This is a genomic window from Enterobacter soli ATCC BAA-2102 (assembly GCF_001654845.1).
In the GTDB taxonomy this organism is placed as follows: domain Bacteria; phylum Pseudomonadota; class Gammaproteobacteria; order Enterobacterales; family Enterobacteriaceae; genus Enterobacter; species Enterobacter soli.
This window is the reverse complement of the sequence record NZ_LXES01000051.1, coordinates 199,503-222,748: the sequence shown is the minus strand read 5'-3', so window position 1 is coordinate 222,748 and position 23,246 is coordinate 199,503. Positions and strand designations below refer to the sequence as shown.

At 47.5% G+C, this 23,246-nt stretch carries 32 protein-coding genes and 1 tRNA gene; 17 read left to right on the top strand and 16 right to left on the bottom strand.

Translation table 11 applies throughout. From position 1 onward, the window contains the following. Window positions 1–28: 28 nt before the first annotated feature. Entirely contained in the window at window positions 29–388 is a 360-nt protein-coding gene (locus M987_RS21730) for a hypothetical protein (RefSeq protein ID WP_014071214.1), read from the bottom strand. Further along, complete coding sequence (locus M987_RS24265; RefSeq protein WP_001118612.1) at window positions 381–557, bottom strand: host cell division inhibitor Icd-like protein; 177 nt, start codon at window positions 555–557, stop codon at window positions 381–383. Before M987_RS24265 ends, M987_RS21730 begins: the two co-directional genes overlap by 8 nt. A gap of 131 nt (window positions 558–688) precedes the next feature. On the opposite strand from M987_RS24265, the gene M987_RS24260 reads away from it, so the two are divergent. Next, window positions 689–868 (top strand): YlcI/YnfO family protein, encoded by a 180-nt coding sequence (locus M987_RS24260; RefSeq protein ID WP_014071213.1) that lies wholly within the window; start codon window positions 689–691, stop codon window positions 866–868. 49 nt (window positions 869–917) lie between these two features. Here the strand turns inward: M987_RS24260 and M987_RS21725 are convergent, their stop codons facing one another. From M987_RS21725 to M987_RS21710, 4 genes are all read right to left on the bottom strand, one after another. Next, window positions 918–1,130, bottom strand: coding sequence for a helix-turn-helix transcriptional regulator (locus M987_RS21725; RefSeq protein WP_000153152.1), 213 nt, complete (start codon window positions 1,128–1,130; stop codon window positions 918–920). A 113-nt stretch (window positions 1,131–1,243) separates the two neighbouring features. Continuing rightward, window positions 1,244–2,185 carry a hypothetical protein gene (locus M987_RS21720; RefSeq protein WP_014071212.1) on the bottom strand — a complete coding sequence of 314 codons (942 nt, stop codon included), beginning with the start codon at window positions 2,183–2,185 and terminating at the stop codon, window positions 1,244–1,246. Then, a complete protein-coding gene (locus tag M987_RS21715; protein WP_014071211.1) occupies window positions 2,185–3,474 on the bottom strand; it encodes a tyrosine-type recombinase/integrase in 1,290 nt (429 codons plus the stop codon). Before M987_RS21715 ends, M987_RS21720 begins: the two co-directional genes overlap by 1 nt. A 187-nt stretch (window positions 3,475–3,661) precedes the next feature. Further along, window positions 3,662–3,733: transfer RNA gene (locus M987_RS21710), tRNA-Arg, on the bottom strand. Window positions 3,734–3,928: 195 nt separating this feature from the next. Here M987_RS21710 and M987_RS21705 point away from each other — a divergent pair. Further along, window positions 3,929–5,098: a tyrosine-type recombinase/integrase gene (locus M987_RS21705; protein WP_014071210.1), complete on the top strand. Its 1,170-nt coding sequence runs from the start codon at window positions 3,929–3,931 to the stop codon at window positions 5,096–5,098. On the opposite strand, the gene M987_RS21700 is transcribed toward M987_RS21705, so the two are convergent. From M987_RS21700 to M987_RS21655, 10 genes are all read right to left on the bottom strand, one after another. Continuing rightward, window positions 5,082–5,267 (bottom strand): hypothetical protein, encoded by a 186-nt coding sequence (locus tag M987_RS21700; RefSeq protein ID WP_014071209.1) that lies wholly within the window; start codon window positions 5,265–5,267, stop codon window positions 5,082–5,084. The genes M987_RS21705 and M987_RS21700 overlap by 17 nt on opposite strands. A gap of 10 nt (window positions 5,268–5,277) precedes the next feature. Next, window positions 5,278–5,844 (bottom strand): 3'-5' exonuclease, encoded by a 567-nt coding sequence (locus M987_RS21695; protein ID WP_014071208.1) that lies wholly within the window; start codon window positions 5,842–5,844, stop codon window positions 5,278–5,280. Window position 5,845: 1 nt separating this feature from the next. After that, on the bottom strand, window positions 5,846–6,235 hold the full coding sequence (locus M987_RS21690) for a hypothetical protein (protein WP_014071207.1): 390 nt from the start codon (window positions 6,233–6,235) through the stop codon (window positions 5,846–5,848). Between the two features lie 3 nt (window positions 6,236–6,238). Further along, window positions 6,239–7,195: a phosphoadenosine phosphosulfate reductase domain-containing protein gene (locus M987_RS21685; protein ID WP_014071206.1), complete on the bottom strand. Its 957-nt coding sequence runs from the start codon at window positions 7,193–7,195 to the stop codon at window positions 6,239–6,241. Beyond that, the gene (locus tag M987_RS21680; RefSeq protein ID WP_014071205.1) at window positions 7,192–7,983 is read right to left on the bottom strand and encodes a hypothetical protein; all 792 of its coding nucleotides are present in this window, start codon (window positions 7,981–7,983) and stop codon (window positions 7,192–7,194) included. The genes M987_RS21685 and M987_RS21680 overlap by 4 nt, the downstream gene beginning before the upstream one ends. A 201-nt stretch (window positions 7,984–8,184) precedes the next feature. Further along, window positions 8,185–9,024, bottom strand: coding sequence for a ParB/RepB/Spo0J family partition protein (locus tag M987_RS21675; protein WP_014071204.1), 840 nt, complete (start codon window positions 9,022–9,024; stop codon window positions 8,185–8,187). Between the two features lie 86 nt (window positions 9,025–9,110). Further along, a complete protein-coding gene (locus tag M987_RS21670) occupies window positions 9,111–9,923 on the bottom strand; it encodes a YfdQ family protein (RefSeq protein ID WP_014071203.1) in 813 nt (270 codons plus the stop codon). A 41-nt stretch (window positions 9,924–9,964) separates the two neighbouring features. Next, window positions 9,965–10,324, bottom strand: coding sequence for a hypothetical protein (locus M987_RS21665; protein WP_014071202.1), 360 nt, complete (start codon window positions 10,322–10,324; stop codon window positions 9,965–9,967). Between the two features lie 382 nt (window positions 10,325–10,706). Then, on the bottom strand, window positions 10,707–11,816 hold the full coding sequence (locus M987_RS21660; RefSeq protein WP_014071201.1) for a RelA/SpoT domain-containing protein: 1,110 nt from the start codon (window positions 11,814–11,816) through the stop codon (window positions 10,707–10,709). A 370-nt stretch (window positions 11,817–12,186) separates the two neighbouring features. Next, window positions 12,187–12,840, bottom strand: coding sequence for a LexA family protein (locus M987_RS21655; RefSeq protein ID WP_014071200.1), 654 nt, complete (start codon window positions 12,838–12,840; stop codon window positions 12,187–12,189). 95 nt (window positions 12,841–12,935) lie between these two features. On the opposite strand from M987_RS21655, the gene M987_RS24255 reads away from it, so the two are divergent. The 15 genes from M987_RS24255 to M987_RS21580 all read left to right on the top strand — a co-directional run bounded on the left by M987_RS24255 (window position 12,936) and on the right by M987_RS21580 (window position 23,235). Further along, a complete protein-coding gene (locus M987_RS24255; RefSeq protein ID WP_014071199.1) occupies window positions 12,936–13,133 on the top strand; it encodes a Cro/CI family transcriptional regulator in 198 nt (65 codons plus the stop codon). 25 nt (window positions 13,134–13,158) lie between these two features. Beyond that, the gene (locus tag M987_RS21650) at window positions 13,159–13,629 is read left to right on the top strand and encodes a YmfL family putative regulatory protein (RefSeq protein ID WP_014071198.1); all 471 of its coding nucleotides are present in this window, start codon (window positions 13,159–13,161) and stop codon (window positions 13,627–13,629) included. 474 nt (window positions 13,630–14,103) lie between these two features. Beyond that, a complete protein-coding gene (locus tag M987_RS21640; RefSeq protein WP_014071196.1) occupies window positions 14,104–14,379 on the top strand; it encodes an NUMOD4 domain-containing protein in 276 nt (91 codons plus the stop codon). Beyond that, window positions 14,372–15,901 carry a DEAD/DEAH box helicase gene (locus M987_RS21635; protein ID WP_014071195.1) on the top strand — a complete coding sequence of 510 codons (1,530 nt, stop codon included), beginning with the start codon at window positions 14,372–14,374 and terminating at the stop codon, window positions 15,899–15,901. Before M987_RS21640 ends, M987_RS21635 begins: the two co-directional genes overlap by 8 nt. After that, the gene (locus tag M987_RS21630) at window positions 15,898–16,869 is read left to right on the top strand and encodes a DUF7146 domain-containing protein (RefSeq protein WP_014071194.1); all 972 of its coding nucleotides are present in this window, start codon (window positions 15,898–15,900) and stop codon (window positions 16,867–16,869) included. Before M987_RS21635 ends, M987_RS21630 begins: the two co-directional genes overlap by 4 nt. Then, window positions 16,866–17,483, top strand: coding sequence for a recombination protein NinG (locus tag M987_RS21625; RefSeq protein ID WP_014071193.1), 618 nt, complete (start codon window positions 16,866–16,868; stop codon window positions 17,481–17,483). Before M987_RS21630 ends, M987_RS21625 begins: the two co-directional genes overlap by 4 nt. Next, window positions 17,480–18,124 (top strand): MT-A70 family methyltransferase, encoded by a 645-nt coding sequence (locus tag M987_RS21620; RefSeq protein WP_014071192.1) that lies wholly within the window; start codon window positions 17,480–17,482, stop codon window positions 18,122–18,124. Before M987_RS21625 ends, M987_RS21620 begins: the two co-directional genes overlap by 4 nt. After that, complete coding sequence (locus M987_RS21615) at window positions 18,114–18,518, top strand: antiterminator Q family protein (RefSeq protein ID WP_014071191.1); 405 nt, start codon at window positions 18,114–18,116, stop codon at window positions 18,516–18,518. The genes M987_RS21620 and M987_RS21615 overlap by 11 nt, the downstream gene beginning before the upstream one ends. A gap of 171 nt (window positions 18,519–18,689) precedes the next feature. Further along, window positions 18,690–19,031: a phage holin, lambda family gene (locus tag M987_RS21610; RefSeq protein WP_014071190.1), complete on the top strand. Its 342-nt coding sequence runs from the start codon at window positions 18,690–18,692 to the stop codon at window positions 19,029–19,031. Next, a complete protein-coding gene (locus M987_RS21605; protein ID WP_014071189.1) occupies window positions 19,018–19,458 on the top strand; it encodes a lysozyme in 441 nt (146 codons plus the stop codon). Before M987_RS21610 ends, M987_RS21605 begins: the two co-directional genes overlap by 14 nt. After that, window positions 19,455–20,021, top strand: coding sequence for a hypothetical protein (locus tag M987_RS21600; protein ID WP_014071188.1), 567 nt, complete (start codon window positions 19,455–19,457; stop codon window positions 20,019–20,021). The genes M987_RS21605 and M987_RS21600 overlap by 4 nt, the downstream gene beginning before the upstream one ends. Window positions 20,022–20,231: 210 nt before the next feature. Beyond that, window positions 20,232–20,420 carry a hypothetical protein gene (locus M987_RS21595; RefSeq protein WP_014071186.1) on the top strand — a complete coding sequence of 63 codons (189 nt, stop codon included), beginning with the start codon at window positions 20,232–20,234 and terminating at the stop codon, window positions 20,418–20,420. Window positions 20,421–20,528: 108 nt separating this feature from the next. After that, window positions 20,529–20,879 (top strand): HNH endonuclease, encoded by a 351-nt coding sequence (locus tag M987_RS24250; protein ID WP_014071185.1) that lies wholly within the window; start codon window positions 20,529–20,531, stop codon window positions 20,877–20,879. A gap of 131 nt (window positions 20,880–21,010) precedes the next feature. Continuing rightward, window positions 21,011–21,505, top strand: coding sequence for a phage terminase small subunit P27 family (locus M987_RS21585; RefSeq protein WP_014071184.1), 495 nt, complete (start codon window positions 21,011–21,013; stop codon window positions 21,503–21,505). Next, on the top strand, window positions 21,502–23,235 hold the full coding sequence (locus tag M987_RS21580) for a terminase large subunit (protein ID WP_014071183.1): 1,734 nt from the start codon (window positions 21,502–21,504) through the stop codon (window positions 23,233–23,235). The genes M987_RS21585 and M987_RS21580 overlap by 4 nt, the downstream gene beginning before the upstream one ends. The last annotated feature ends 11 nt before the right edge of the window (window positions 23,236–23,246 follow it).

Here is a 23,246-nt window from a genome sequence, read left to right as displayed (position 1 = left end):
GGATTACTCCGTTTTCAGCGGTTATTTGTCAGAGAAACTTTGAATAGTGGCTGTCGTCAGGTTCAGCAGAACGCCGTATGCTGCGCTCCCGCCAGCGGGTAAATACCACAGACGGATGCAGCGTCAGCGGACCGGAGCCACTACCGCCTGCCGGAGCTGGCGAAGATTTAAAGAGCGGCGCATCAAACAGGCGCGTATACCGCTGCTCAAACCATGCCAGAGGGCAGGAAGAAAGCTGGTTGTCGCTGTCATGACGTATCAGCACTTCACAGCTGAATTCAGGATTGACCAGCGCCACGGAGGGCGAGGCTTCAATTAATCGGATAATCGTGACTGTCCAGCCACGTTCATGCTGCCAGCGTTCGCCGGACTGCGGATAATTACGCATGTTCACCTCCGCAGGGAATGCGCCCGGCAAAGCTCAGCACGTAGTCCGGGGCAAGTCTGCGCCGTGCTGACCGCTCGTTATCTGCGGTGATCCTTAACATCACAGGACGGGCATTGCGTTGACTGCGGTTGATCGCCGCAAATAACCAGGTACACTTCTGTTTAGCCATCTTCGTTTCCTCATACAGCGGAATGGTCAGACGCCTCGGTAGTGCTGCAAACACTCTGGGGCGTTGCTATTTTGTTTTCTTGTGTGTAATGTGTAATTACACATAAACACATTACAACGGGTGTAATTGACGTGTCAACACACAAAAGCGAAAGACGTGGTAATCCACCATTCCAGTTCCGACTTGATCCTGAACTGCGTGAATTGATGGAACAGGCACAGCAGCAGGATGGTGATGAATCGCTCGCTGCCTGGATAAAACGAATTCTTCGTAAAGAGTTACAAAGTCGAGGCTTAGAGCCAAAAAATTGATTAATTATTTGGGGAGGTTTTTTTCTCCCCAACTTAGTTAAATTTTTCATTATATTCCCTTTATTCCCGCTGACTGAGCCTTAACCCACTGCCTAATTTCTTGTGCATCGTAAATTGTTACTCTCTCGGTTAATCGAGTCGCCTGTGGAAAACCGGGTTTATTTTTGGTCCAGCGCCAGAGAGTTACTGAGCTGATGTTGAGAAAATCAGCAGTATGTTTAGCTCTGGCATTGCCTGACAGGGGGTAATTTTTGATAGTCATATGAATCACCTGCAATCCTACTTAACGTAATGAAACGAACGGATGCAGGCTACTTTTAGGTGAGCAGCAATGCGCGGAGTTTTTGAAAACTCGTCAGAATTATCAAAAATTATCTACCTTTTACCTGCCCTTTGAAGCCAGTCATCTAAAGTATCATCAGTGATTTCAGGTAGTTCCATTTCAGGGCCTGCTTTTCTGCTCAGATGATCTTTTATTTGAGTAATAGATGAAAATCTCATCATTTCTTCCGTTACTCCCAAAGCATTCATTAGGGATGCTATGTAGGTTGATTGCTTTGCTGTAGTCCTGACTTTCGGTGTTTCAGTTGTTTGATATGAGGTTAATGTTCTTGTATCTTTATCCTTGCTTATTACAGGCATGTGTGTGCCAGATAAAGCATGTTTATTTATATATTCAATATAGTAGCCAGTAATTTGAAGCTGATAGTGCTTGTCGTTTATGTCAGGAGCATGCTCGCAAAGATACTGTAAGTATTTAATATCACCCTCTACGCAGTTCTTTAATTTTCCAGAAAATTGATTGTTTATCAAAATTGGAGAAATGAGTTGAAACCTTTCCCCTTCTGATTTAAATTCGGGGTTTTCTTCACTAAACAAAGAAAGTTCAATTGAATCCATTAATCCCGTATTTATTGCAGATAAAATATTTCCATCTACAGGCCATATTCCATTAAGGTATGTTTGTACCAAATAATGTTCTTCGGTTTCGATCAAATGAAATTTTTCAGGTATGTAAAAATAACCTGACTTAAATTTATCTGAGAAAATGTATGGTATGCCATCAGCAGATGGCAGAGCTTCAAGATTGAGAGTTTCAACTTGCTCTAAAATATTACCATCAGATTTTAAGAATGGAATGTAGAAATAATATATTTTTTGAAAATTTAAGCAGAGGTTAATTTTTCCTGTATAACACCAGTGGAATATATCATCAATTTCACAATCAAGTATTTTTGCCGCTCTTGATATAGAGCAATATTCTAATGGAGCTAAGCCGTTACGTTTCCAAATGTTTTTTTCGTTATGTTTGCTCATTATTTTACCACCTTAAGCATTGCCAATGGTTTTTCACTAATTTCATAGGGCGCAATATAACTTTCACAATTGCTGATTATATAATGTGACCACCATTGCATCATTCTCCGGCGTTCTTGCATGTGTTGTGCCAGGTGAACATAAGCCGCTCGCACTTCATTTCGTTCTTGATGGCTCATTTGCCGTTCCACTGCATCCCTAGACCATAACCCTGATTCTGTCAGGGCTGAGCACGCCATTGCTCTAAATCCATGAAGGCAAATGTCCGCCTGCGTGTCGTACCCCATAATCCTTAATGACTTATTAACTGTGTTCTCACTCATCGGTTTGTAAGGGTTACTATCTCCGGGGAAAATAAGCTCATACTCACCACTTATTTTTTTAATGGCTTCGAGAACATCAATAGCTTCATTAGATAATGGAACATAATGAATACTACCCATTTTTGCCCCGCGTTCTGAATATTTTACCCCCTCAATTCTTTTTCTTTGAGCAGGAATAGTCCACATTGCAGTTTCAAAATTAATTTCCTCCCATCTTGCGTGTCTCAGTTCACTAGAGCGAACAAAAGTATGAAGGGAAAATAATACCGCCAACTTAGTTAACGGTCTCCCTGTATAACTATCAATTTTTGATATTAATTCTGGTAATCGTTCTAACGGAAGTGCAGGGCGATGCTTTATTTTGGGGCTGGCAATTGCTCCTCTTAGATCATGGGTAGGGTTGTATTCAACAATTCCACGCTGAATAGCGTACCGGAAAACACTTGCAAGAGTAGTTTTCACTCTTCCTGTTGTCGCTCCAATTCCCTGATCACTCATCCTCACCAATAATGGCAACAGATCACTTGTTTTTAATGAATCGATAGGTTTATTTCCGATAAATGGGAAAATATGATTTTCCATTTCTCTTAAAATTTTAATGCGGGTAATCTCTTTCCATGAGGGATGACCTATAGAGCCTTTATGCCACTCTAAAGCGATTGTCTGGAATGTTGCCGAGGAGGGTTCTGTTGGCGCTGCTCTTTTAGATACTCTGGGATCAACACCGTCGGCTAAAAGTTGCCTTGCTTCATCTCTGCGCTTACGGGCAAGTGCCAGCGAAACGTCTGGGAAAACACCCAAAGCCAGCGTAGCTTGTTTGCCGTTAAATCTGTAGTTCATTCGCCATGCCTTGGTCCCGTTCTTTTTAACTAAAAGATACAGGCTGCCCCCATCCGTCAGTTTGTAGTCTGTTTCTTTGGGTTTAGCGTTTTCAACTTTCTTAGGTGATAGCTCATTTAGTGCCATGGAGGGTAATCTTTGTTGTCAGTTGATGGTATCGGCTTATCGAACCGTGAGTACCATCAACGATACCATCAGAATCATGTAATGTCATGAAATGAACTGAAACCATGTTCAAGGCGTCAAGCCCTGATTTTGCTGGTTTTAAGGGAGGAGGTGAAGTGTGTTGAAACGTGATGAAATGAAAGGGTATTGTCCCCTGCAGGAATCGAACCTGCAACTAGCCCTTAGGAGGGGCTCGTTATATCCATTTAACTAAGGGGACGTAGAACTAACTGATTTTTAAGTGTTCACCTTGTGTCGCATGTTATCTCAAGAGTCCTCACACCATCAAGCTTTTCATCTCTTTTATTTCCTGTCCGTTCATATCCATCCGCAAAGAAAATCACTTCGTTCACTTGCCATTGCGTACAGATTGAGTACAGAATGCAGAAAATCAGTGTGTACAGGATACAGAGCCGTGGCCCTCAGTGATACCAAACTCCGTAGCATCAATGACAAACCATACACTGGTGCGCCAGAAGTCACAGATGGTGATGGCCTGAGTGTACGTATCACCCCAACTGGAACGATTACGTTTCAATACCGTTATCGCTGGAACGGTAAGCCCGTCCGCCTCTCTATTGGCCGTTATCCTGCTACTACCCTGAAAGATGCGCGTGTTGTCGTCGGTGAGATGCGCGAATTGTACCTCAAGGGACTGAACCCTAAAAATTATTTTGCCAAAGAAGATGGAGAGCTGACTCTTAAAGAATGTCTGGATCAGTGGTGGAGTAAGTATGTTGAAACCCTGAAACCCAACACTCAGACGCTGTACAAGTCAGTTGTGTACAACACCATGTACACAGAATTTCCAGACGCGCCGGTAGTTAACATACCCGTTTCTGCATGGGTGCGGTTCTTCGATAAACAAGAAAAGAAAAACGGGAAAAAGGCCAGGGTGTTATTGCTCCAGCTCCGTTCAGTGATGAATTGGTGTATCAGCAGACAGCTGATCCCTTCATGCGAAGTCCTGAAGCTCAGCGTTAAAACCATTGGAAAGAAACCAGATGTCGGGAGTAGGGTTCTTACCTATACCGAACTTGCAAAAATATGGTTGGCTCTGGAAAACAGTAAGATCGTCACTTCTAACAAGGTTCTACACCAACTACTGCTGCTCTGGGGAGCCAGGCTTTCAGAGCTTCGCCTGGCTACAGATAGCGAGTTCAACATGGATGACCTTATTTGGACTACGCCATCAGAACATTCAAAGATGGGTAACGTTATCCGCAGGCCGATATTCGACCAGGTAAAACCATATATTGAAAGATTACTGAATGCCGGGAATACCGTTCTCTTTCCTGGTCAGGAGCTGGGCAAGGCAATTGACCGTTCTTCAGCAAATCTCTATATGAAAAAACTCAGGGATGTAATTGATATACCGGAGTGGCGAACGCATGACTTTAGGCGCTCACTGGTAACGAATCTATCTGGGGAAGGAGTCATGCCCCACGTCACCGAAAAGATGCTGGGGCATGAGCTTGGAGGAGTGATGGCTGTGTACAACAAACACGATTGGCTGGTGGAGCAGAAAGACGCGTATGAACTTTATGCCGATAAGATATTCTGGCATGTTAAACAGATCGGTTGACGCCACCTTCTTCTATCCATTTCATTACTGCTTTACGGAGATAGCGTGACGGATATGTGAGTACAGGTTCAGGAAAACCACGTTCTTTACGTAAGCGCCAGACAGCCGTTTTTTTCTTTTTGAGCAGGTCGAATACTTCCTGCTCTTCCATAAAATCGCTAGTAGTCATAAACACCTCCTCAATTAATTTGTTGGGCCATAATTAATTTCTGCCAGATCGCAGAGACATATTTAGCCTGATGTCGTGCATCTGCCAGCGCGTTATGCATATCCCCTTCAAACGGGATATCTCGGCGCGGATTGAAACCTAATGACCGACCAAGTTCAACAATGGTTCTAACATCTCGGTCATTCCAGAACTTCCACAAGCAGGGGACAAGTTCACGCTCGTAGCTGGCACGGAGGATAACATTGTCAAACGTAGCGCCATTACCCCACACCTGAACATTATCAATATCAGTGTTATCGAGAATGAAAGTATTCAGCTTAATCAGTGCGGCAGAAATGCTTATCGCATCTTCATCACAAATAGCCATTCGGGCAGGTTCGCTTTGCTTCATCCACCACATAATAGTGTCGGGGTCAGGTATTGCGCCCCCATCTACTGAGCTTTTAAGGCTCACAACGCGATAGAAATCCGCACTAAGTTCACCAGTTGAAGGATCAAAGAACACGGCACCGATGGAGACGATAGGGGCGTTAGGTTTATTCCCCATAGTTTCGAGGTCGATCATTAAATGGTTCACGTTAAATATTCTCCTGTTTCGGCACTGCCGCAATCATCGCCGCCCAGCATAACTTAGTCCGGTGTGCTGCCTGCTGGCATCCACTCATGGCTTCATATGCTTCCCACTCCTTCTCATCGCTAAAGCTCTCATCTGGCTCGGACTCGAAACCTTCGACGATCATATCTTCTGTCGGCTCAATCGGAACCAGTACGTAACCATCCGGCACTACCGGCGCAGGCGAGGAGATTAATAGCGCGAGGTAAGCGGTCATTACACGCGCCATGTCTTCGAAGAAATCCCTTTGAGGCTTATCGTGAATCGGATGTTCGTATATTTCAGCCCATTCCCCAGCCTCTGAAATTAGTGCCATTAACTGCTCTTTGGTGAATTCTCTGGTAAGAGTGCTCATTGGTTAGCCCTCATCATCCGGAATGTATTTGACGTTTATCAGGTCAAGAGCTTTACCCATCCCCATGCGGTCAATAACTATGGAGTGCTGCCGGGGGTGAGTAATGGCCATACGCTGGAAGCGGTTCATCCCTTTTTCCATATGGACGCCAAAGCCGCAGAACATGCAGCCGGTTCTTTTCTCTGCCGGAACGTGTCTGCCATTGACCTCTCTGTCGTAATATACTTCACAGATTTCAACTTCGCGGGTGTTTATGTATTCCCAGACATCACTTTCAAGCCAGAAAAGCATTGGGGCACAGTTGGGACGCTTGCCATCATAAACGTTGCATTGGGTACGTATTTCACGCGCCCCACCTTCGTCAGCCATAATTGCGCTGATGCCGTGTCGACCGGTTTCCTTCGCGTAAGTGTCCAAGGGTTCTTTTTTGAGAAAGTCGCAGCACAGGTCAGTGATGCGCGGGGCTTCATTGTTGACGAATACTCGCCACTTCTCGGGTATCTTCCATGATTTAGCGAACTGGCCTTTAGAGTTAACACCGGTGTTATAAAGCGTGTGCATATTGCTGTTCCGACCCGTATCTCCCTCCTGGAGGACGCGAATCATCTTCGCAACTTTCTTGCTGCCAATCGGCAAGCCGTATTCCTGCCATACCTGGTTAAACGGAACCATTGGTCTAACCTGAACGACACCATCATCCTTGCTGGCCTGCGCTCTTACGAAGTCAACAATCTCCGGCATCTCAAGACCTGTGTTACTAAAGACAAATGGCATCTTTAATCCCATAGACATGATGATGTGACGTAAGACAGTGCTGTCCTTTCCGCCGCTGAAAGACTGGTAAACCTCTCCATCAAAGTGGTCGTAAAAGTCACGGATACGGCGCTTTGTCATTTCAATCTTTGCATCGAGAGAAAGAGACTGACGTTGAAGAAGCTTTTGCTTTTCGTTAGGGCTCATGACTGCACTCCTTTGCGAAGCTGGGCGGCGAACTCGCAGATTGTCGCGCATCCTTCCTCGGGATAATCGGCTGTTGCGATGTGCAGACCATGCACATTCTTCCCATCGCCGTAATCGACGTCCCCAACAAACAACAGACCATCAGTGAATTCGCCAAATTTCTGGTCGCCGTCTCCGCAGTGGTAGCAAATCCCCTCCATAGCTTCGGATGACAGGTGCATTTCCTGCGGAACAAGCACGTAACCTTCAGGAATGGCGCTGGCCCACACGTCATCCATAAAAGCGTCGGTGGCCGGGGTTTCTATACCAGGAAGAAGTGTGTAATCACACCATTCTTCAATTCCGGGTGCGACGTTGTCATCTTCGGTAACAGGTCTAAGTCCAGTCATAGTCGCGCGCTGCATTATCACACCCCAAACTACGCTCTCGACTTCGTCCGACCATCCATCAGGTGCATTGTCGCGATATTCAGAAATTGAATCCTCCGCGAATGCAGCGGCTTTTTCGGCAGTATCATGTTCTTCATAGTATCCGCTTGAGTCATAGCTGAAAAAGCCAATTCCAGCCTTCAGCCCCGCATTCTCCGCGGCCATCTTCTCCATTTGCATCTGCGTATTTTCGTGAGCAGTAGTCTCTGCACGCAGAGCACGATGAGACTCTTCAAGTTGCTGCCGAGCTTCATCAAATTTACGGAACAGATAATCAGCAAGTGTTTCGCCGGTAAGAAGATCAGATGGGAGGCATTTACCGTTAAGAAGGCCGTTCATTTCTTTCAGCGTGAGTTTCATTTTGGTTCCCCAGTACGTTGAGCCGCGATGACTTTCCATTTTTCGTGTAGTTCCCGGCGTGCTGCATCCTCACCACCTGGAGGAAATGAAAATCCCGCGCGGCGACCAGGACATGCATTAGCACAGCGAATTTCAGCAGAACCCCAGTTCATCCCCCGACTACGAACTCTTACTGATGGGGCTTGTCCACAGTCTGGACATTTAGCTAACTGACTCATTGTTCTGACCTTCTTGATGGCTGGTTTCATCAGCTTCGTGACGAAACTCTCGAAGAATGGTTGTTATTTCAGCCTGCATTGCTGGTGGTACTTCAATAAGAAGACTCTCGCCAGAGTCCACTGCACATGCAGAAATAAGCTCAAGAAATTTTCTGGCCTTCCCTGCGTTGAATTGGGGGTTGGCAATGCTTTTGGTTATTTTTTTCTTTCCGGCCGCTTCAGCTTTCTTCATAAGCCGTGAAGCTTCGCGATCTGCGTATACGCCATGTTCGCGAGATATGCCGATTGCGATTGCGTAATTCATTGAACCATCGCGCACCAGTTTCTTTATGTAAGGAGTGCATTCGTGGAGCTGGATATGCTGGAGGATGTCAGATTCAGAACGCTTTACTTTTACGGCAATTTCAGCAGAGCTCCAGCCCTGATTTTGCAAGCGATGATATGCGGCACCACGTTCAAGTGGTGTGAGTGCTAAACCTTGAGAACTGGTAACCATGAAGGCGATTTTATCGGCCTCACTGCCGGTGAAATCTTTGCACTCCAGACGAACTATCTCATGCCCCATTTCTACAGCGGCGAGCGCACCATGATAACGGTGGTGACCATCGATCACTTTCACACCACGTTCAGTAACTTCCACTGCAAGAGGGGGGATGTATTCCCCGGCAATGAAGGCATCGCGAAATTCTTCGACGTGAGCCTGGTTGAGCTCACGAACGTTATAGCCTTCTTCGGCATAAATTTTTTCAAGAGGGACGTTGTACGTTTTGCGGGTAGTTAATCCTGCATCTTTGTCATTGTAGAGCTGGCCTAAGCTTGGCATGGTTTCTCCTTCAAATAGTGGGGAGTGCTTTGCTATGTGCCCCAAACTGGGGCACATAAAACAACACACGATGTCGAAGTGGTGGGTTAGATAGAGCCTTCGTAAATAGGCAGGTCTTCACCGAGCTGGTTTTCCATATCGGTTACGATTTCCTGGAATGCGTGCTCAACGACTTTCTTAGGATCGATCAGCTCGTACCAGAGAACTAACTGACCATCGCGAAGACGATAACGAATACGCGCATCTACCTGGTATGGGGAGCCGTTGTGGAATGGTGAAATTGCCAGGCTGATTTTTTCCGGCATTTTGGTATTACCGGAACCAGATTTTTCATCGCTGAACTGGAACTGACAGGTACCATCAGAAAGACGTTTAACAGACTTAAACTCAGACTTACGGGTTTCCTGGAAAGCGAGGACCATTTCCAGTAGTTCAGTGCCTGAAGGTCCAGCATATGAATCGCTAATCGGCGCAACATTCTGAATGTTGTTTTCCAGAAACTCGGCGAAGTTGATCTGGTCCATTTTGCTGCCATCGCTGGCAGTCCATGACCGCCACTCATCGGAGAACGGGCAGTCATAAACAGCTTTGTGCGCCGCCCAGTTCGGGTTTTCGGCGTCCTGATGGAAGTCCAGCACGGCGACGATACGGGTTTTTGTCTTATCCGCGAAAACAACAGAACGGGAATCACGGAATCGCTGAATATAAGCGATCAGCGAACTTGGTGAGATCAGGTTTGTAGCCTGGCGAATACGCGATGGTGCCAACTGCATGGTTTCAAGTGAATGGACCTGATAACCATCTGGCACAACTACAGACGGGATATCCGTTTCAGTCTTCAGTGTTGCAGAAACCAGATCACGGATTTCGAGCACAGCAGAGCCTTCAATTTGAGACATTGAATATTTCCTTTTTACGGTTGGTGTTTAAGTCGAGGGAGTTACTGGGCCAGCTTAATTGGTGCTGGTTGAGCTGGTTGCTCAATAACCTTTAAATCGAGCTGTGTCTGAGCTGGGTCATCACGCAGAAGATCACCATCAGCGGTAGAGAACATGATGGTATCAGCGCGGTCCAGTTCGGGAATGGTGCGGGTTACCTTTGGCGTAACCTTCATGGTGTTTTCGTCACGAGTGTTCAGCATCGAACAATTAAGCGTGAGCGTTAAAGCACCTTTTTTCCCGGTTTCGCGAACGGCTTTAATTACTGCTGCCAGTGCTTCGGTTAATTCGGTATCAAGAGTGCCTTTATTGATATACGCCAACTGCTGACTAAATGGCGTGGTATTTTTTGAGTCGGACATAATTCTCTCCGGTTAACTATTTGGATCGCCTTTCAGGGTAAGCAGCCTGCAAATCCAGCTACGCCGCCAGATACGGGCGATGGTTTTAGGGTTGCGAACAGCCTGCACACCCCGAGGAGTGCGCATCAGATCGCCGTACTGAAAATTAACGTTACGGAAGGTCATAGTGGTCACCGATTAATTAGGCATCCGGCAGGAGTTGAACCCGCGCTGGGGAGGGAAACCCAGCCAACACCGGAAGCGGACACATTGAATAAAAAGGGCGGTCATCCATCAGAACACTATCATCTTCCTCCTGTTGGAATGGTTGAAGACTGGATAACCGCCAAGGCTCAGGCAATAAAAAAGGTCGCCATTGCGACCTTGGGTAAGAGGTGATAATTTACCGATGCTTTTCCCAATACTTTGTACTGGTATAAAGCTCATACTTATCAATGAAAAATCTTGTATCAATTAGATAGTTGGGATATGCATAGGATAATTTACGCAAATCATCCATTTCAACAAACAGGCCGTTTGCGTCTTCATCTTTTTCAACGACCGAATAAGCTTCGATAGCTAAATGCTTTTGTAATGTCGTGTACACTTTGTAATATATTTTATTGCCTTTTAAAGCAATAATGACGTAACCACCTTTGATTTTTGATAAATCTAAATCTTTATCTGAGAATAGCCGATTAAATGATCTCAATTTCTCAATTGCATTGAGTTTATCATTTAGGCTAATGAGCCGGGTTTTAATTTTGTTTTTTTCTTGCGGAGTGAGAGAAATAAACTCTTCTTCGTCAGCTATAAATTCACTCATCAATCTAAAAAAATCTACCCATGAGTGATTTGACTCAAATGGATTTGTTTTAAGAGTACGACCCTCACATAAGTCAACAACTTCAATGGTAGTAGCCCATAAATGTTGCAGCTTTGTTCTTAGTTGAACTTCAATATCGAACCCTTTCCATTGGTGAGCCTCATCTTTATCGTAGCAACTATAAATTCTGTGAATGCCACGATAACCAGTAGGCTTAGGATGCTTTATGTAATCCTTAACTTTTGACTTATGAGTTGTTCTACTTTTATCTAGGGAGGAGTCCAACAAAAGCAGTTGCAACCTGTTTTCAACAATAACACGACAGCCACCAATATCGCTCATTCGAGTTACTGCAATAGAGTTTGGAGTGACGCCATCAAGCGTTTTACGCCGGAGTTTATCAATAATTGTTGGGAGTCGCTTTAAACGCCGAGCTATCAGAGCATTTTTATTTATCTTTTGAGCGTGCTTCGACACAAGGTTTTTGATGATCATCAGCGGGTAAAGATGTGCAGCGCGGTACTGCTGAATAATTTCGATAGCTTTTTCGATATCACCATTCCCCTTACGTATGCACTCTCCAGCCTTTTTTACCTGGTTTTTAGAATGCTCAAGGACGATCTTTCCCTTCTCATACTGTGCATTTGCCATGTTGTTACCTTCATCTGGTAGCTCTAATAATGGCACTATAACCTCCTGATATCGTTGACACAATGCAATGACATTACTGTGTGCTCAGTATCTTGTGCTTCATTGCAACAGGTGCTGATTCAGCCCAACCCCCTCACACAGAAGGGGCTGGGATAAATCATTTTTCTGCCCCGTATTGCCGACATCCTGTCCCGCCACGGTTCCGACGCATGGTTTTAAGTCGCGCCGTTCGACCATCTCCAGCTAGGCCCTGTCGTAACGTTTACGGTTGGGTACCTTACTGCTGTTGATGTGCTTAATGTAGGATATCCAACATTAAGGTGTCAAGGATGTATGTAGGAAAGCCAACATAAAATATTTGGGCATAAAAAAACCGAGCAGTTGCTCGGCTTATGGGGGAGGAGGATTAGAAGTCCATGATAACTTGCTTAACAAGCCCAACAATTGTGCAGTTTTCACCGCATTCAATAGGCTTGTAATTTGGATTTAATGGCACTAGATAACGAAACGGCCAATCCACGACAAACTTTTTAAGGGTGGCCTCATGGCCTCCATCAAGGTATGCAACAACAATTTTCCCATTTAAGGCTTCGATATCCATGATTTCAGGCTCAACGATGATCACAGAATCCTCAGGGATAGATGGCGCTCCTGATGGGTTAGTCATCGAATCACCACGCACCCGTAGTGCAAATGCACCTTCAGAAACTAGGGCTGTTGTGTACACCCATTCCTTTGCATCATCAGCCCTTACTCCTGGATCGGTCCTTGTCCAAGAACCAGCTTGAACCCATGAGATAAGCGGCACTTCTTTTACATTGAATATTTCGGGTTTCAAATTGAGCTTGGGTTTTGGATCACCCTTACCTGATACAAGCCAAAGTGGATCACATTGAAGTGCATTCGCTAAAGACTGAAGGTTTGCTCCGTTCGGCTGGTAGTCATCCTTTTCCCACCCTGTAACCGTGACTCGATTCACACCAGCCATCTCAGCTAGTGCTTGCTGTGTCAATTTCAATTCTTTCCGCCTTTGGCGGATACGGTCACTCATATTCATCATGTAGGCAATCCTACCATTTTTGTTATGTAGGATTCTTGACATCGTGATGTTGGATATCCTACATTAAGTCTAAATTAAACCATCGGAGAACAAACATGAGGAAATCCGAAGTTGTTAATTATTTCGGAGGTGTATGTAAAACCGCCTCAGCTCTAGGAATCAAACATCCGTCTGTATCCGAATGGCCTGAAATTATTCCTGAAGTTAGGGCGTATCAGGTTGAAAAAATTACCAACGGACGTTTGAAGTTTGATCAGTCGCTTTACCAAAATTCTACTGATTCAGCTGCGTAAGCGTAACTACCAAAGGAAAACCAGCATGGTAGAGCAAAGCCTCAAAGAAGTTGTTAAAGCAATGTGTAAGGCATACCCAGGCGGGCGTGAGGCAATGGCTGGCGCTCTTGGTATGACAGTAACTCAGTTCAACAACAACCTGTATGAGAAAAACGGGTGCCGATTCTTCGAAGTAGCTGAACTTGAGGCGATGGAAGATATTTCAGATACCTCTGAACTGGCAGATTACTTTGCAAAGAGACGCGGTGCATTGCTGGTGGATGTTCCCAAGTTTGAAGAATTGGATCGTGTTGAATTATTCAACAAAGCCATGAAAACCGCCGCCATGCGTGGGCACGTTGATCAGGTCATCAATCTTGCCCTTGAAGATGGGGTCATTGATGAAGCTGAAGCTGATGAAATCAGGTTTTACCACAGAAAGCATCTTGCTGCCCGAGAGGAAGAAGTGAATTCAATCCTTGCCGTCTTTGGTCGACGAAAACCAAAGCGAGAGTAACCCCTTACAGGCTCACCACATAAGCAGGAGGGCCGATGTATCAGGAACAAAACTTCCAAGTGACTATGCCCACGGTTTTTGCTCGTGAGGACGCCCCGTGGATTAAAGAGCAGCTGGAAACACTCCCAGCAGGTATGCGGGAAAAGATAGCGATGGCGTATGCGCAGGCGTACCAGGAAGCGTTTGACGCTGAACCTGTGACCTTCCGGCAGCAGAACGCGGCCAGAAGGACGGCAAACCGCCGATTGCGAGAGTTTTGCACGAGATATACCCCAGCAGTCAGGGGATATACCTCGCTCCCACCCAGGGTATGAATTTTTGAAACCGGGTTGGGGGAAAGGGGGCGGTGTTGGGTTTTAGCCCGAAGGGCTGGAACAGCTTTACCAGAAGATAACGATCTAACAGATAGATCACTGTATGGGGTTAAACCGTCAACTGGAAATCTGGACGTTTAGCCATCCAAAAGGAGCAAAAATGATTTATTCAGACGCTAACGAAAAATGGTCCCCGGTACCGGTTGAGCCTTACTCGAAAGCTTACGAAGTCAGCAACCTTGGGCGGGTACGCAGCATTCCTCGCCTGGCTAACTCTGAATATTTTATTCGTCATATTCACGGTGGTTTTCTGAAAGGCCGCCAGCGAAAAGACGGCACGAAAACCGTTACGCTGTCGTACTTACGTCATCGCACTAAGTTTGTAATTGCTGATCTGGTAGATATGGCCTTTGGGCAGGAGGCTGCCAATGCTTAACATCCAGCCCCGCGAAAAACAGATCGTCGCGCTCAACATGCTGCGCAGCGCCTGGAAACAAAACAATTCCTTCATGCTCTATGCCCCTGTTGGTTTCGGCAAAACGGCTATTGCGGCCCTGATCACTGACGGGTTTGTAAGTCGTGAAATGCGCGTAATGTTTGTGGCCCCATATACGGTCCTGCTTGACCAGACCGCAACCCGATTTATGGAATACGGTCTTCCTGGAGAAGAGATTAGCTACGTATGGCGGGATCACCCGTCCTATAACCCAAATGCACTCATCCAGATTGCCAGCGCCGATACGCTTATTCGTCGCGAGTTCCCGGATAACATCGATCTGCTGATCGTTGACGAAGCCCACCTGAAGCGAAAAAAGCTGCTGGAAGTTATCGACAATCTTACCCGCAATACTCAGACGAAAGTGATCGGCCTGTCCGGCACTCCGTTCGCTAAGTTCCTGGGTAATTACTATCAGCGCCTGATCAAACCTACGACGATGAAAGAGCTGATTGCTCTTGGCGCACTGAGTAAGTATGAGTTTTACGCTCCTTCACATCCCGACCTTACAGGTGTGGAAACATCGTACGTTGCTGGTTATGGCAGTGACTACAAAGAAGGGCAGCTCAGCAAGGTTATGAGCGAAGCCAAGCTGGTAGGCGATATTGTTAAAAACTGGCTGGAAAACGGACAGGATCGACCAACAATTTGTTTCTGCGTAGATGTTGCCCATGCGAACTACGTCACGATGGAATTTTCCCGTGTCGGGGTAACTGTTGAAGTCATGACGGCCAGCACGCCCCATGATGAGCGCCAGTTGACGATCCGCCGCTTTGAGCAGGGCATTACAAAAATCATCGTCAACGTTGGCGTACTTGTCGCAGGATTCGACAGTGATGTTCGTTGCATCATTTTTGCCCGTCCAACCAAAAGTGAAATGCGCTGGATTCAAACGCTGGGTCGTGGATTACGTGCTGCCCCTGGCAAAGATCACTGCCTCATCTTCGACCACAGCGGTACGGTCAACAAGCTGGGCTATCCAGATGACATCGAATATGACTACCTCCCGTCATCATCAGATGGCATGGAAGACGCACCACAACGCGTTACTAAAACTGAAGAGGCAGAGAAACTCCCGAAAGAGTGCGGCCAGTGTCATTACGTCAAGCCTGCTGGAATTTATATCTGCCCGAAATGTGGCTTTAAGCCTCTGGCCGGGGAAGATGTTGAAACGGACAAATCCCGTGGGCTGACCAAGGTCAGCAAAGCTGAAATCAAATATACCACTGAGCAGAAGCAATCCTGGTGGTCGCAAATTCTTTTCTATCAGCGCACCCGCGCAGCACAGGGACGGCCTGTCAGTGATGGCTGGTGTGCTCACACCTATAAGCAAAAATTCGGCGTATGGCCAAGGCGGTTACACCACACCCCGCAGCAAACCACACCTGAAGTATCGAATTTTATCAAATCAAAACTGATCGCCTTTGCGAAACGGAAAGAGAACCAAGGGGAAGCGGCATGAATACCAAACAAGCTGCCATAGGCCACTGGCCGGAAATCTTTAAACACTACGGGTTGCCGGAGGTTACAGGTAAAAACCACTTTAAAGGGGAATGCCCGCTGTGTGGACGCAAAGGCAAATACCGCTGCGATAACAAAGATGGCACTGGGTCTTATATATGTGTGTGCGGTTCTGGGGATGGCTGGGCTCTGCTGACGGCAAAAACGGGTAAGGAATTCCGGGTTCTGGCCTCAGAAGTGGATCGGCTGATCGGCAACGAATACAGCTCCGACCGCACGAACATAAACCCGGTGCGTACATCGCTGGCTCAGCAGCGAGAAAGGGTAAGTCGTAAGTTTGCAAAGCTCACCCCGCTACGCGGCACTGGCGCAGATAATTACCTGAAAGGGAGGGGGATTAACTCCCTTCCGGTCGAGAGCATCAGATATTGCGATAAACAGCCCGCAGACGGAAAAAATCTCCAGGCCATTTATGCGTTGGCAACGGACGATAAAGGGGAGCTTTGCTACCTGCACCGCACTTTGCTTGATGGCGACAAGAAAGCGCAAACCAGCGGGTCAGCCAAGAAGATGATGAAGCTCCAGGAAGATAGTTATCTGGAATTTGCTAAATCCGTAGCTATTCGCATGTTCCCCGTGGCCTCGACACTTGGCATTGCAGAAGGTATCGAAACGGCGTTGTCCTGCCATCAGATCACTAAATGCCATACATGGGCGACCCTGAATACTGCCTTCATGAAGAAATTCCGTGTACCGGCTGGTGTTCGAAACCTGATTATTTTTGCTGATGCAGATGCAAATGCTGCTGGCCATGCTGCTGCTTTTGAATGTGCAACCGCAAACCTTCACGCAAAAAACGATCTTGAGACTGTCTCCGTCCGCTGGCCAGCCCAGGGGGATTTCAACGACCTGCTGAATAATGTATCCGAAGTCTACGAGTGGGTATTTCACAGAGGGATGAAGCAATGAAAAAGCCGGTAAAGGCGAAGGTGAAAACCTACAAACCGAAGGAGTGTGCTCAGTGTGAGGAAGTCTTCACGCCTACTCGTAACCTTCAAAAAGTGTGTAGCCCACGTTGCGCTATCGACTACAACCGAGCACTGAAAGGCCGCCAGGCTGAAGCAGAGAAGAAAGCGAAGCTGAAAATCAGGAAGAAGGCGCTCCAGCCTCGCGGGTACTTTGTCAGCAAAGCACAAACTGCGTTTAACGCTTTTATACGCGAACGTGATGAAGGTAAGCCGTGTCCATCGTGTGGAACGTACCACCCACCAATGATATTCGGAGGCCAGTGGGATTGTGGCCACTTTATGGGAGTAGGTGCTCGCCCTGAACTTCGCTTTGAAGAAAAGAACGCCTACCGACAGTGCAAAGCCTGTAACGGAGGGTCAGGCCGGTTTGCCGCTAAGAACGCCACCGTTCATGCTCGCTACCGGGAAACACTGATCGAATGGTATGGCCTTGAGCTGGTGGAATGGCTGGAAGGTCCGCATGAAGCGAAGCATTACTCAAAAGAAGACCTGGAAGACATAGCGGCTAAATACCGACGAAAAACCCGCGAACTGAAAAAAAGGAAGGCAGCATGAGTTATCAACTTATCTACTGCGATCCACCCTGGGAATATGGCAACAAAATCAGTAATGGAGCAGCCTGTAATCATTACAGCACCATGAGTATGGAAGAACTTAAACGTCTTCCAATATGGGAGGTTGCTGCCGAAAACGCTGTCCTGGCGATGTGGTACACCGGGACGCATAACCGGGAAGCTGTAGAGCTTGCTGAATCATGGGGCTTTCGTGTCAGAACGATGAAGGGTTTTACCTGGGTGAAACTGAATCAGAATGCAGGTGATCGTTTCAACAAAGCGCTGAGTACCGGAGAGCTGGTGGACTTCAATGATCTCCTCGAAATGTTGGACCGAGAGACCCGCATGAATGGTGGTAACCACACTCGCAGCAATACAGAGGACGTACTGATTGCCACCAAAGGTGTGGGTCTACAGCGTGCCAACGCTTCGGTTAAACAGGTTGTGCATACCTGTCTTGGTGAACATAGCGCGAAGCCATGGGAAGTAAGGAACCGACTGGAAAAACTTTACGGTGAAGTGAAAAGAATCGAAATATTTGCTCGGGAAGAATGGAAAGGATGGGACCGATGGGGAAACGAATGCAACAACAGCATTGAAATAATTACAGGACAGATAAAAGAGGTGAACCATGCAGCGTGATATTCAACTGGTACTCGAACGTTGGGGAACGTGGGCTATTAGTGAAGGAACTCAGGTCGACTGGTCACCAATTGGGGCTGGATTTAAGGGGCTCCTATTAAATACTTCTAAGTCTCGTGATTCGTGTTGTGACAATGATGGACTGATTATCGATACGGCAGTTGGAATGCTCAGGAGAGCAGGAAGAGAAGACGAATTAAATCTGGTCATGCTCCATTACATGCATAACGTTTCTAAATCAACGATTGCACGTTGGGAAAAATGCTCAGAGGGAAAAATACGTAACCGGCTAATGATAGCTGAAACCTTTATTGATGCCTGCATCATTATGACTGGGGCCAAGTTAGAAATGGATGATTGGACCAATAAAAGGGAAATAGAGAAAGTTGCATAAAAGGCTATTCGTTACGAATTTTATCTATTAATGTGTTAAGAGTGGTCACTTAGACACGAACTTAAATATTACAGAACCTCGCCAAAAGGCGGGGTTTTTTATTTTATGGCTCGCTTTAGCGGGCTTTTTTATTCCTTAAATCAGCACCCGCACACAGCGAGGTGAGAGACGATGAAAATGCATAACGATCCCCACTCCTGGACGGAGTTTATTGAACTGCTCCACAGCTGGTGGCGCGGTGAAACGCCGATGGGTGCCGTATTGCTGTCGGTGGTCATGGCTGCCATGAGAATTGCCTACGGCGGTGGCGGCTGGAAGAAAATGATTCTGGAGGGCTCTATTTGCGGAGCGCTAACTCTTACAGCTGTATCAGCTCTTGATTACTTTAACCTTCCTCAATCTCTGTCAATCGCTATCGGTGGCGCGTTGGGCTTTGTTGGTGTTGAGCAGGTTAAAGCTGTAGCTGGCAGGGTGTTTAGTTCTCGATTCGGAGGTGGCGATGCAAACCAGTGATAAAGGTATTGCCCTCATCAAAGAGTTCGAAGGCTGCAAACTCACCGCCTACCAGGACAGCGTAGGCGTCTGGACGATCGGTTATGGCTGGACTCAGCCTGTAGATGGGAAACCAATCCGCGCCGGAATGACCATTAAGCAGGAGACGGCAGAACGCCTGCTGAAGACCGGCCTGGTAAGCTATGAAAGTGATGTTTCTCGCCTGGTTAAAGTCGGGCTGACTCAGGGACAGTTCGATGCGCTGGTAGCATTCACGTATAACCTTGGCGCTCGCTCATTGTCGACCTCAACACTGCTGCGCAAACTCAACGCCGGTGATTACACTGGCGCTGCCGCTGAGTTCATGAGCTGGAATAAAGCTGGTGGCAAAGCCCTGAAAGGGCTGACCAGGCGGCGTGAGGCGGAGCGTGCTCTGTTCCTGTCGTGATTACCCTTGCTGATATCAAAGATGCATGGCGCTCAATAGCGCTGGCGGTTGTGATTATCGTCGTTGCCGTGCTTTGTGTCCTGCTGGCAAATAGCCGATCTGATGTCGCTACGTTGCAGAGTGATAATGACGTTCTGCGAAATGACAACACTTTGCAGGGGACGGTTATCGCAACACAGGCTCTTAACTTTAACCGTTATAACCAGGTAGCCGAAAACGCCAGCCGCAACAATTCACTGATTGATGCCAGCACCGATAACACCGTTATCGAATACCGGGAGATTCTCCGCCGTGAAAAAACCTGTGATCTGCCTGTTCCTGCTGATGTTGCTGGTGGGTTGCTCGAATACGCGAACCGTTTACGTGCCAGCGCAATGCACCCCGATACCAGCAACGCTGACGCAGCCAATGATAGTGCCACTTCCCCCGGCTCAATAACCTACTGTCAGGCTGTTCTCTGGATTAAGCCGCTGCTGGCAACTATTGAAAAGGGCAATAACAACTTCGCTGGGATTCGTGACATAGAGAAACAGCGGCAGACACCATTAGAGGGTGAAAGATGATTGCAACCATCGGCACAATTCTGGTCTGGGCGATAATTGGCATAGTCGGTTTTGTCGGGCTTGTCTGTGCCTTTGTTGGTCTTATGTTTTTCATCCACTGGCCTAAATGAATCCCCCGCCGTAGACCGGGTGGCAACCGGCGCTGGCCCAGCGAACAGGGTAACCAATAGCCTCGCAATAGCGGGGCTTTTTACTAAATGAGGGTTAAGAATGTCATCTCCAATCATGAAGTATTTTGCGTATCAACATCTCCCAGCACATTTGCAGGAAGTGAGCAAACCAATTGGTGATCTTGCGACGCTGATGGATGAATCACTGCCGGATGGTGCGGAAAAGTCAGCAGGCCTCCGCAAACTGCTCGAAGCCAAAGATGCACTGGTGCGCGCCAAGTTGGGTTAAGCCATTACAAAGCTCACCTGCTGGTGGGCTTGATAATGGTTATCCCCTCAAAGGGATAAAGAACTAAATATCCCTCACAAGGGATAATCTGGCCTGTGAGGATGAACTATGCCAGCTTTGATCCCTCGCGCATGTAGGAAGCGTGGATGTCCTGGTACAACTACTGACCGTTCAGGATACTGCGAAAAGCACCGTAATGAAGGGTGGCAACAGCACCAGCAGGGTAAGAGCCGTCATGAACGTGGGTATGGAAGCAAGTGGGACATCATCCGTGCACGAGTGCTGATGCGTGATAAACACATTTGCCAGAACTGCCTGCGCGGTGGTCGTGTAGTACCGGCCAGGACGGTGGACCACGTCAAAGCAAAGGCACATGGCGGTACTGATGATGACGCGAACCTCGAAAGCCTCTGCTGGCCCTGCCATCGCACCAAAACAGGGCGAGAACGAATCAAATGATAATCATTATCATTTCCATCAGCCACGGGGGAGGGGCGGGTCAAATCTCTGGAACCTGCCGCCCAAAGGACCGCCGCCTCAGTCGTTTTTTTATACCCGCGAAAAATGAAATTTAACCAGGAGTGTTGCTTATGGCTGGAACGGCGGGGCGTTCCGGGCGTCGACCCAAGCCAACGGCGCGAAAGGAGCTGGCTGGAAACCCCGGAAAGCGAGCCCTGAATAAAGACGAACCGGTGTTTACCCCGATTAAGGGTGTGGCACCACCGGAGTGGTTTGAAGAGGATGATCTCCCTCTCGCAGCGATCATGTGGGAGCTGACAACAAAAGAGTTATGTGGTCAGGGGCTGCTCTGTGTTACAGACCTGGCTGTACTCGAACGCTGGTGTGTCGCTTACGAGTTCTGGCGCAGGGCCGTTAAGAATATTGCCTCGGATGGACTTTCTATCTTCGGCGCTATGGGCGGGAAAATTAAAAACCCTGAACTGACAGCCAAGAAAGAACAGGAATCGGAAATGAGCTCTACCGGTTCAATGCTTGGTCTTGATCCAAGCAGCCGTCAACGCCTAATCGGGCTCGCTGGACAGAAGAAAACCTCTAACCCCTTCCTGAAGATGATTAACTCATGAGCCGGAAATCGTACCCAAACGTTAACGCCGCGAACCAGTACGCCCGCAACGTTGTGCGGGGGAAAATTCCGGCGTGTCAGTATGTCATTCATGCCTGCCAGCGTCATATTGACGATATGGCCAGGGAGAAAAGCCGAAAATTCAGATACCGCTTTGACAAGGATATGGCGGAGAAAGCCGCGAAGTTTATTCAACTCTTGCCTCATACAAAGGGCGAATGGGCATTCAAACGGATGCCGATAACCCTGGAGCCGTGGCAGCTGTTCATAGTGTGTTGTGCATTTGGTTGGGTACAGAAAGGAACTAAGCTTCGCCGGTTCCGCGAGGTCTACACTGAGATTCCGCGCAAGAACGGTAAATCCGCAATTTCAGCTGGCGTGGCGTTGTTCTGCTTCACCTGTGATAACGAATTTGGGGCCGAAGTATATTCAGGTGCCACGACAGAGAAGCAGGCATGGGAGGTTTTCAGACCAGCACGCCTGATGTGCAAGCGAACTCCTCTGCTGGTGGAAGCGTTCGGTATAGAAGTAAACGCCTCTAACCTTAACCGACCGGAAGATGGAGCACGCTTTGAGCCGCTGATTGGTAATCCTGGGGACGGGGCATCACCACACTGCGCCATTGTTGACGAATACCATGAACATCCAACGGATGCGTTATATACCACCATGCTGACAGGTATGGGAGCGCGGCGTCAGCCCTTGATGTGGGCGATAACGACAGCGGGATATAACATCGAAGGGCCTTGTTATGACAAGCGCCGTGAAGTGATCGAAATGCTAAATGGCACAGTCCCGAATGAAGAGCTGTTTGGCGTGATTTATACAGTGGATGAAGGCGACGACTGGACGGACCCTAAGGTTCTGGAAAAGGCAAACCCGAATATGGGGGTGTCTGTGTATCGTGATTTTCTGCTCAGCCAGCAAATACGCGCTGTAAATAATGCCCGCCAGGCAGGTGTATTTAAAACGAAGCATCTGAATATCTGGGTTGCAGCAAGAGCGGCATTTTTCAACCTGGTATCGTGGCAAGGCTGTGAGGATGAAACCCTTACCCTTGAGCAATTTGAGGGGCAGCCATGTGTCCTGGCATTTGATATGGCACGAAAGCTGGATATGAACAGCATGGTGCGTTTGTTCACCCGGGAGATAGACGAGAAGACTCACTATTACTGTGTTGCTCCTAAATTCTGGGTTCCCTATGACACTGTTTATAGTGTTGAGAAAAACGAAGACCGCCGCACCGCTGAGCGCTTTCAGAAATGGGTTGAGCTGGGTGTATTGACAGTAACGGATGGGGCAGAGGTTGATTACCGCTACATTCTTGAAGAAGCAAAGGCGGCGAACAAACTGAACCCGGTTAGCGAGTCACCTATAGATCCATTTGGGGCGACAGGCCTTTCACATGATCTTGCGGACGAAAAGCTTAACCCCATCACGATAACCCAGAACTATACCAACATGTCTGACCCGATGAAGGAGCTTGAGGCTGCCATTGAGTCTGGCCGTTTCCATCACGATGGGAACCCTATCATGAGCTGGTGTATCAGTAATGTGGTCGGAAAATATCTGCCAGGTAACGATGATGTAGTCAGACCCATCAAAGAGCAGAATGAAAACAAAATCGATGGCGCGGTCGCATTGATTATGGCGATTGGTCGTTCGATGCTCTTTGAGAAAGAGGACACACTCTCCGACCGCATTGAATCCCACGGCATACGCTCACTTTAATCGAGGCGATT

What these genes read in the sequence shown, in the direction of transcription:
- M987_RS21595 (WP_014071186.1), top strand. Translation starts at nt 20,232, where the DNA reads ATGTCATCTCCAATCATGAAGTATTTTGCGTATCAACATCTCCCAGCA.
- M987_RS21625 (WP_014071193.1), top strand. Translation starts at nt 16,866, where the DNA reads ATGAAAAAGCCGGTAAAGGCGAAGGTGAAAACCTACAAACCGAAGGAG.
- M987_RS24255 (WP_014071199.1), top strand. Translation starts at nt 12,936, where the DNA reads ATGAGGAAATCCGAAGTTGTTAATTATTTCGGAGGTGTATGTAAAACC.
- M987_RS24265 (WP_001118612.1), bottom strand. Translation starts at nt 557, where the DNA reads ATGGCTAAACAGAAGTGTACCTGGTTATTTGCGGCGATCAACCGCAGT.
- M987_RS21725 (WP_000153152.1), bottom strand. Translation starts at nt 1,130, where the DNA reads ATGACTATCAAAAATTACCCCCTGTCAGGCAATGCCAGAGCTAAACAT.
- M987_RS21670 (WP_014071203.1), bottom strand. Translation starts at nt 9,923, where the DNA reads ATGTCTCAAATTGAAGGCTCTGCTGTGCTCGAAATCCGTGATCTGGTT.
- M987_RS21675 (WP_014071204.1), bottom strand. Translation starts at nt 9,024, where the DNA reads ATGCCAAGCTTAGGCCAGCTCTACAATGACAAAGATGCAGGATTAACT.
- M987_RS21620 (WP_014071192.1), top strand. Translation starts at nt 17,480, where the DNA reads ATGAGTTATCAACTTATCTACTGCGATCCACCCTGGGAATATGGCAAC.
- M987_RS21665 (WP_014071202.1), bottom strand. Translation starts at nt 10,324, where the DNA reads ATGTCCGACTCAAAAAATACCACGCCATTTAGTCAGCAGTTGGCGTAT.
- M987_RS21700 (WP_014071209.1), bottom strand. Translation starts at nt 5,267, where the DNA reads ATGACTACTAGCGATTTTATGGAAGAGCAGGAAGTATTCGACCTGCTC.
- M987_RS21690 (WP_014071207.1), bottom strand. Translation starts at nt 6,235, where the DNA reads ATGAGCACTCTTACCAGAGAATTCACCAAAGAGCAGTTAATGGCACTA.
- M987_RS21655 (WP_014071200.1), bottom strand. Translation starts at nt 12,840, where the DNA reads ATGATGAATATGAGTGACCGTATCCGCCAAAGGCGGAAAGAATTGAAA.
- M987_RS21615 (WP_014071191.1), top strand. Translation starts at nt 18,114, where the DNA reads ATGCAGCGTGATATTCAACTGGTACTCGAACGTTGGGGAACGTGGGCT.
- M987_RS21580 (WP_014071183.1), top strand. Translation starts at nt 21,502, where the DNA reads ATGAGCCGGAAATCGTACCCAAACGTTAACGCCGCGAACCAGTACGCC.
- M987_RS21585 (WP_014071184.1), top strand. Translation starts at nt 21,011, where the DNA reads ATGGCTGGAACGGCGGGGCGTTCCGGGCGTCGACCCAAGCCAACGGCG.
- M987_RS21635 (WP_014071195.1), top strand. Translation starts at nt 14,372, where the DNA reads ATGCTTAACATCCAGCCCCGCGAAAAACAGATCGTCGCGCTCAACATG.
- M987_RS21680 (WP_014071205.1), bottom strand. Translation starts at nt 7,983, where the DNA reads ATGAAACTCACGCTGAAAGAAATGAACGGCCTTCTTAACGGTAAATGC.
- M987_RS24250 (WP_014071185.1), top strand. Translation starts at nt 20,529, where the DNA reads ATGCCAGCTTTGATCCCTCGCGCATGTAGGAAGCGTGGATGTCCTGGT.
- M987_RS21715 (WP_014071211.1), bottom strand. Translation starts at nt 3,474, where the DNA reads ATGGCACTAAATGAGCTATCACCTAAGAAAGTTGAAAACGCTAAACCC.
- M987_RS21640 (WP_014071196.1), top strand. Translation starts at nt 14,104, where the DNA reads ATGATTTATTCAGACGCTAACGAAAAATGGTCCCCGGTACCGGTTGAG.
- M987_RS21650 (WP_014071198.1), top strand. Translation starts at nt 13,159, where the DNA reads ATGGTAGAGCAAAGCCTCAAAGAAGTTGTTAAAGCAATGTGTAAGGCA.
- M987_RS21610 (WP_014071190.1), top strand. Translation starts at nt 18,690, where the DNA reads ATGAAAATGCATAACGATCCCCACTCCTGGACGGAGTTTATTGAACTG.
- M987_RS21720 (WP_014071212.1), bottom strand. Translation starts at nt 2,185, where the DNA reads ATGAGCAAACATAACGAAAAAAACATTTGGAAACGTAACGGCTTAGCT.
- M987_RS21730 (WP_014071214.1), bottom strand. Translation starts at nt 388, where the DNA reads ATGCGTAATTATCCGCAGTCCGGCGAACGCTGGCAGCATGAACGTGGC.
- M987_RS21605 (WP_014071189.1), top strand. Translation starts at nt 19,018, where the DNA reads ATGCAAACCAGTGATAAAGGTATTGCCCTCATCAAAGAGTTCGAAGGC.
- M987_RS21685 (WP_014071206.1), bottom strand. Translation starts at nt 7,195, where the DNA reads ATGAGCCCTAACGAAAAGCAAAAGCTTCTTCAACGTCAGTCTCTTTCT.
- M987_RS21630 (WP_014071194.1), top strand. Translation starts at nt 15,898, where the DNA reads ATGAATACCAAACAAGCTGCCATAGGCCACTGGCCGGAAATCTTTAAA.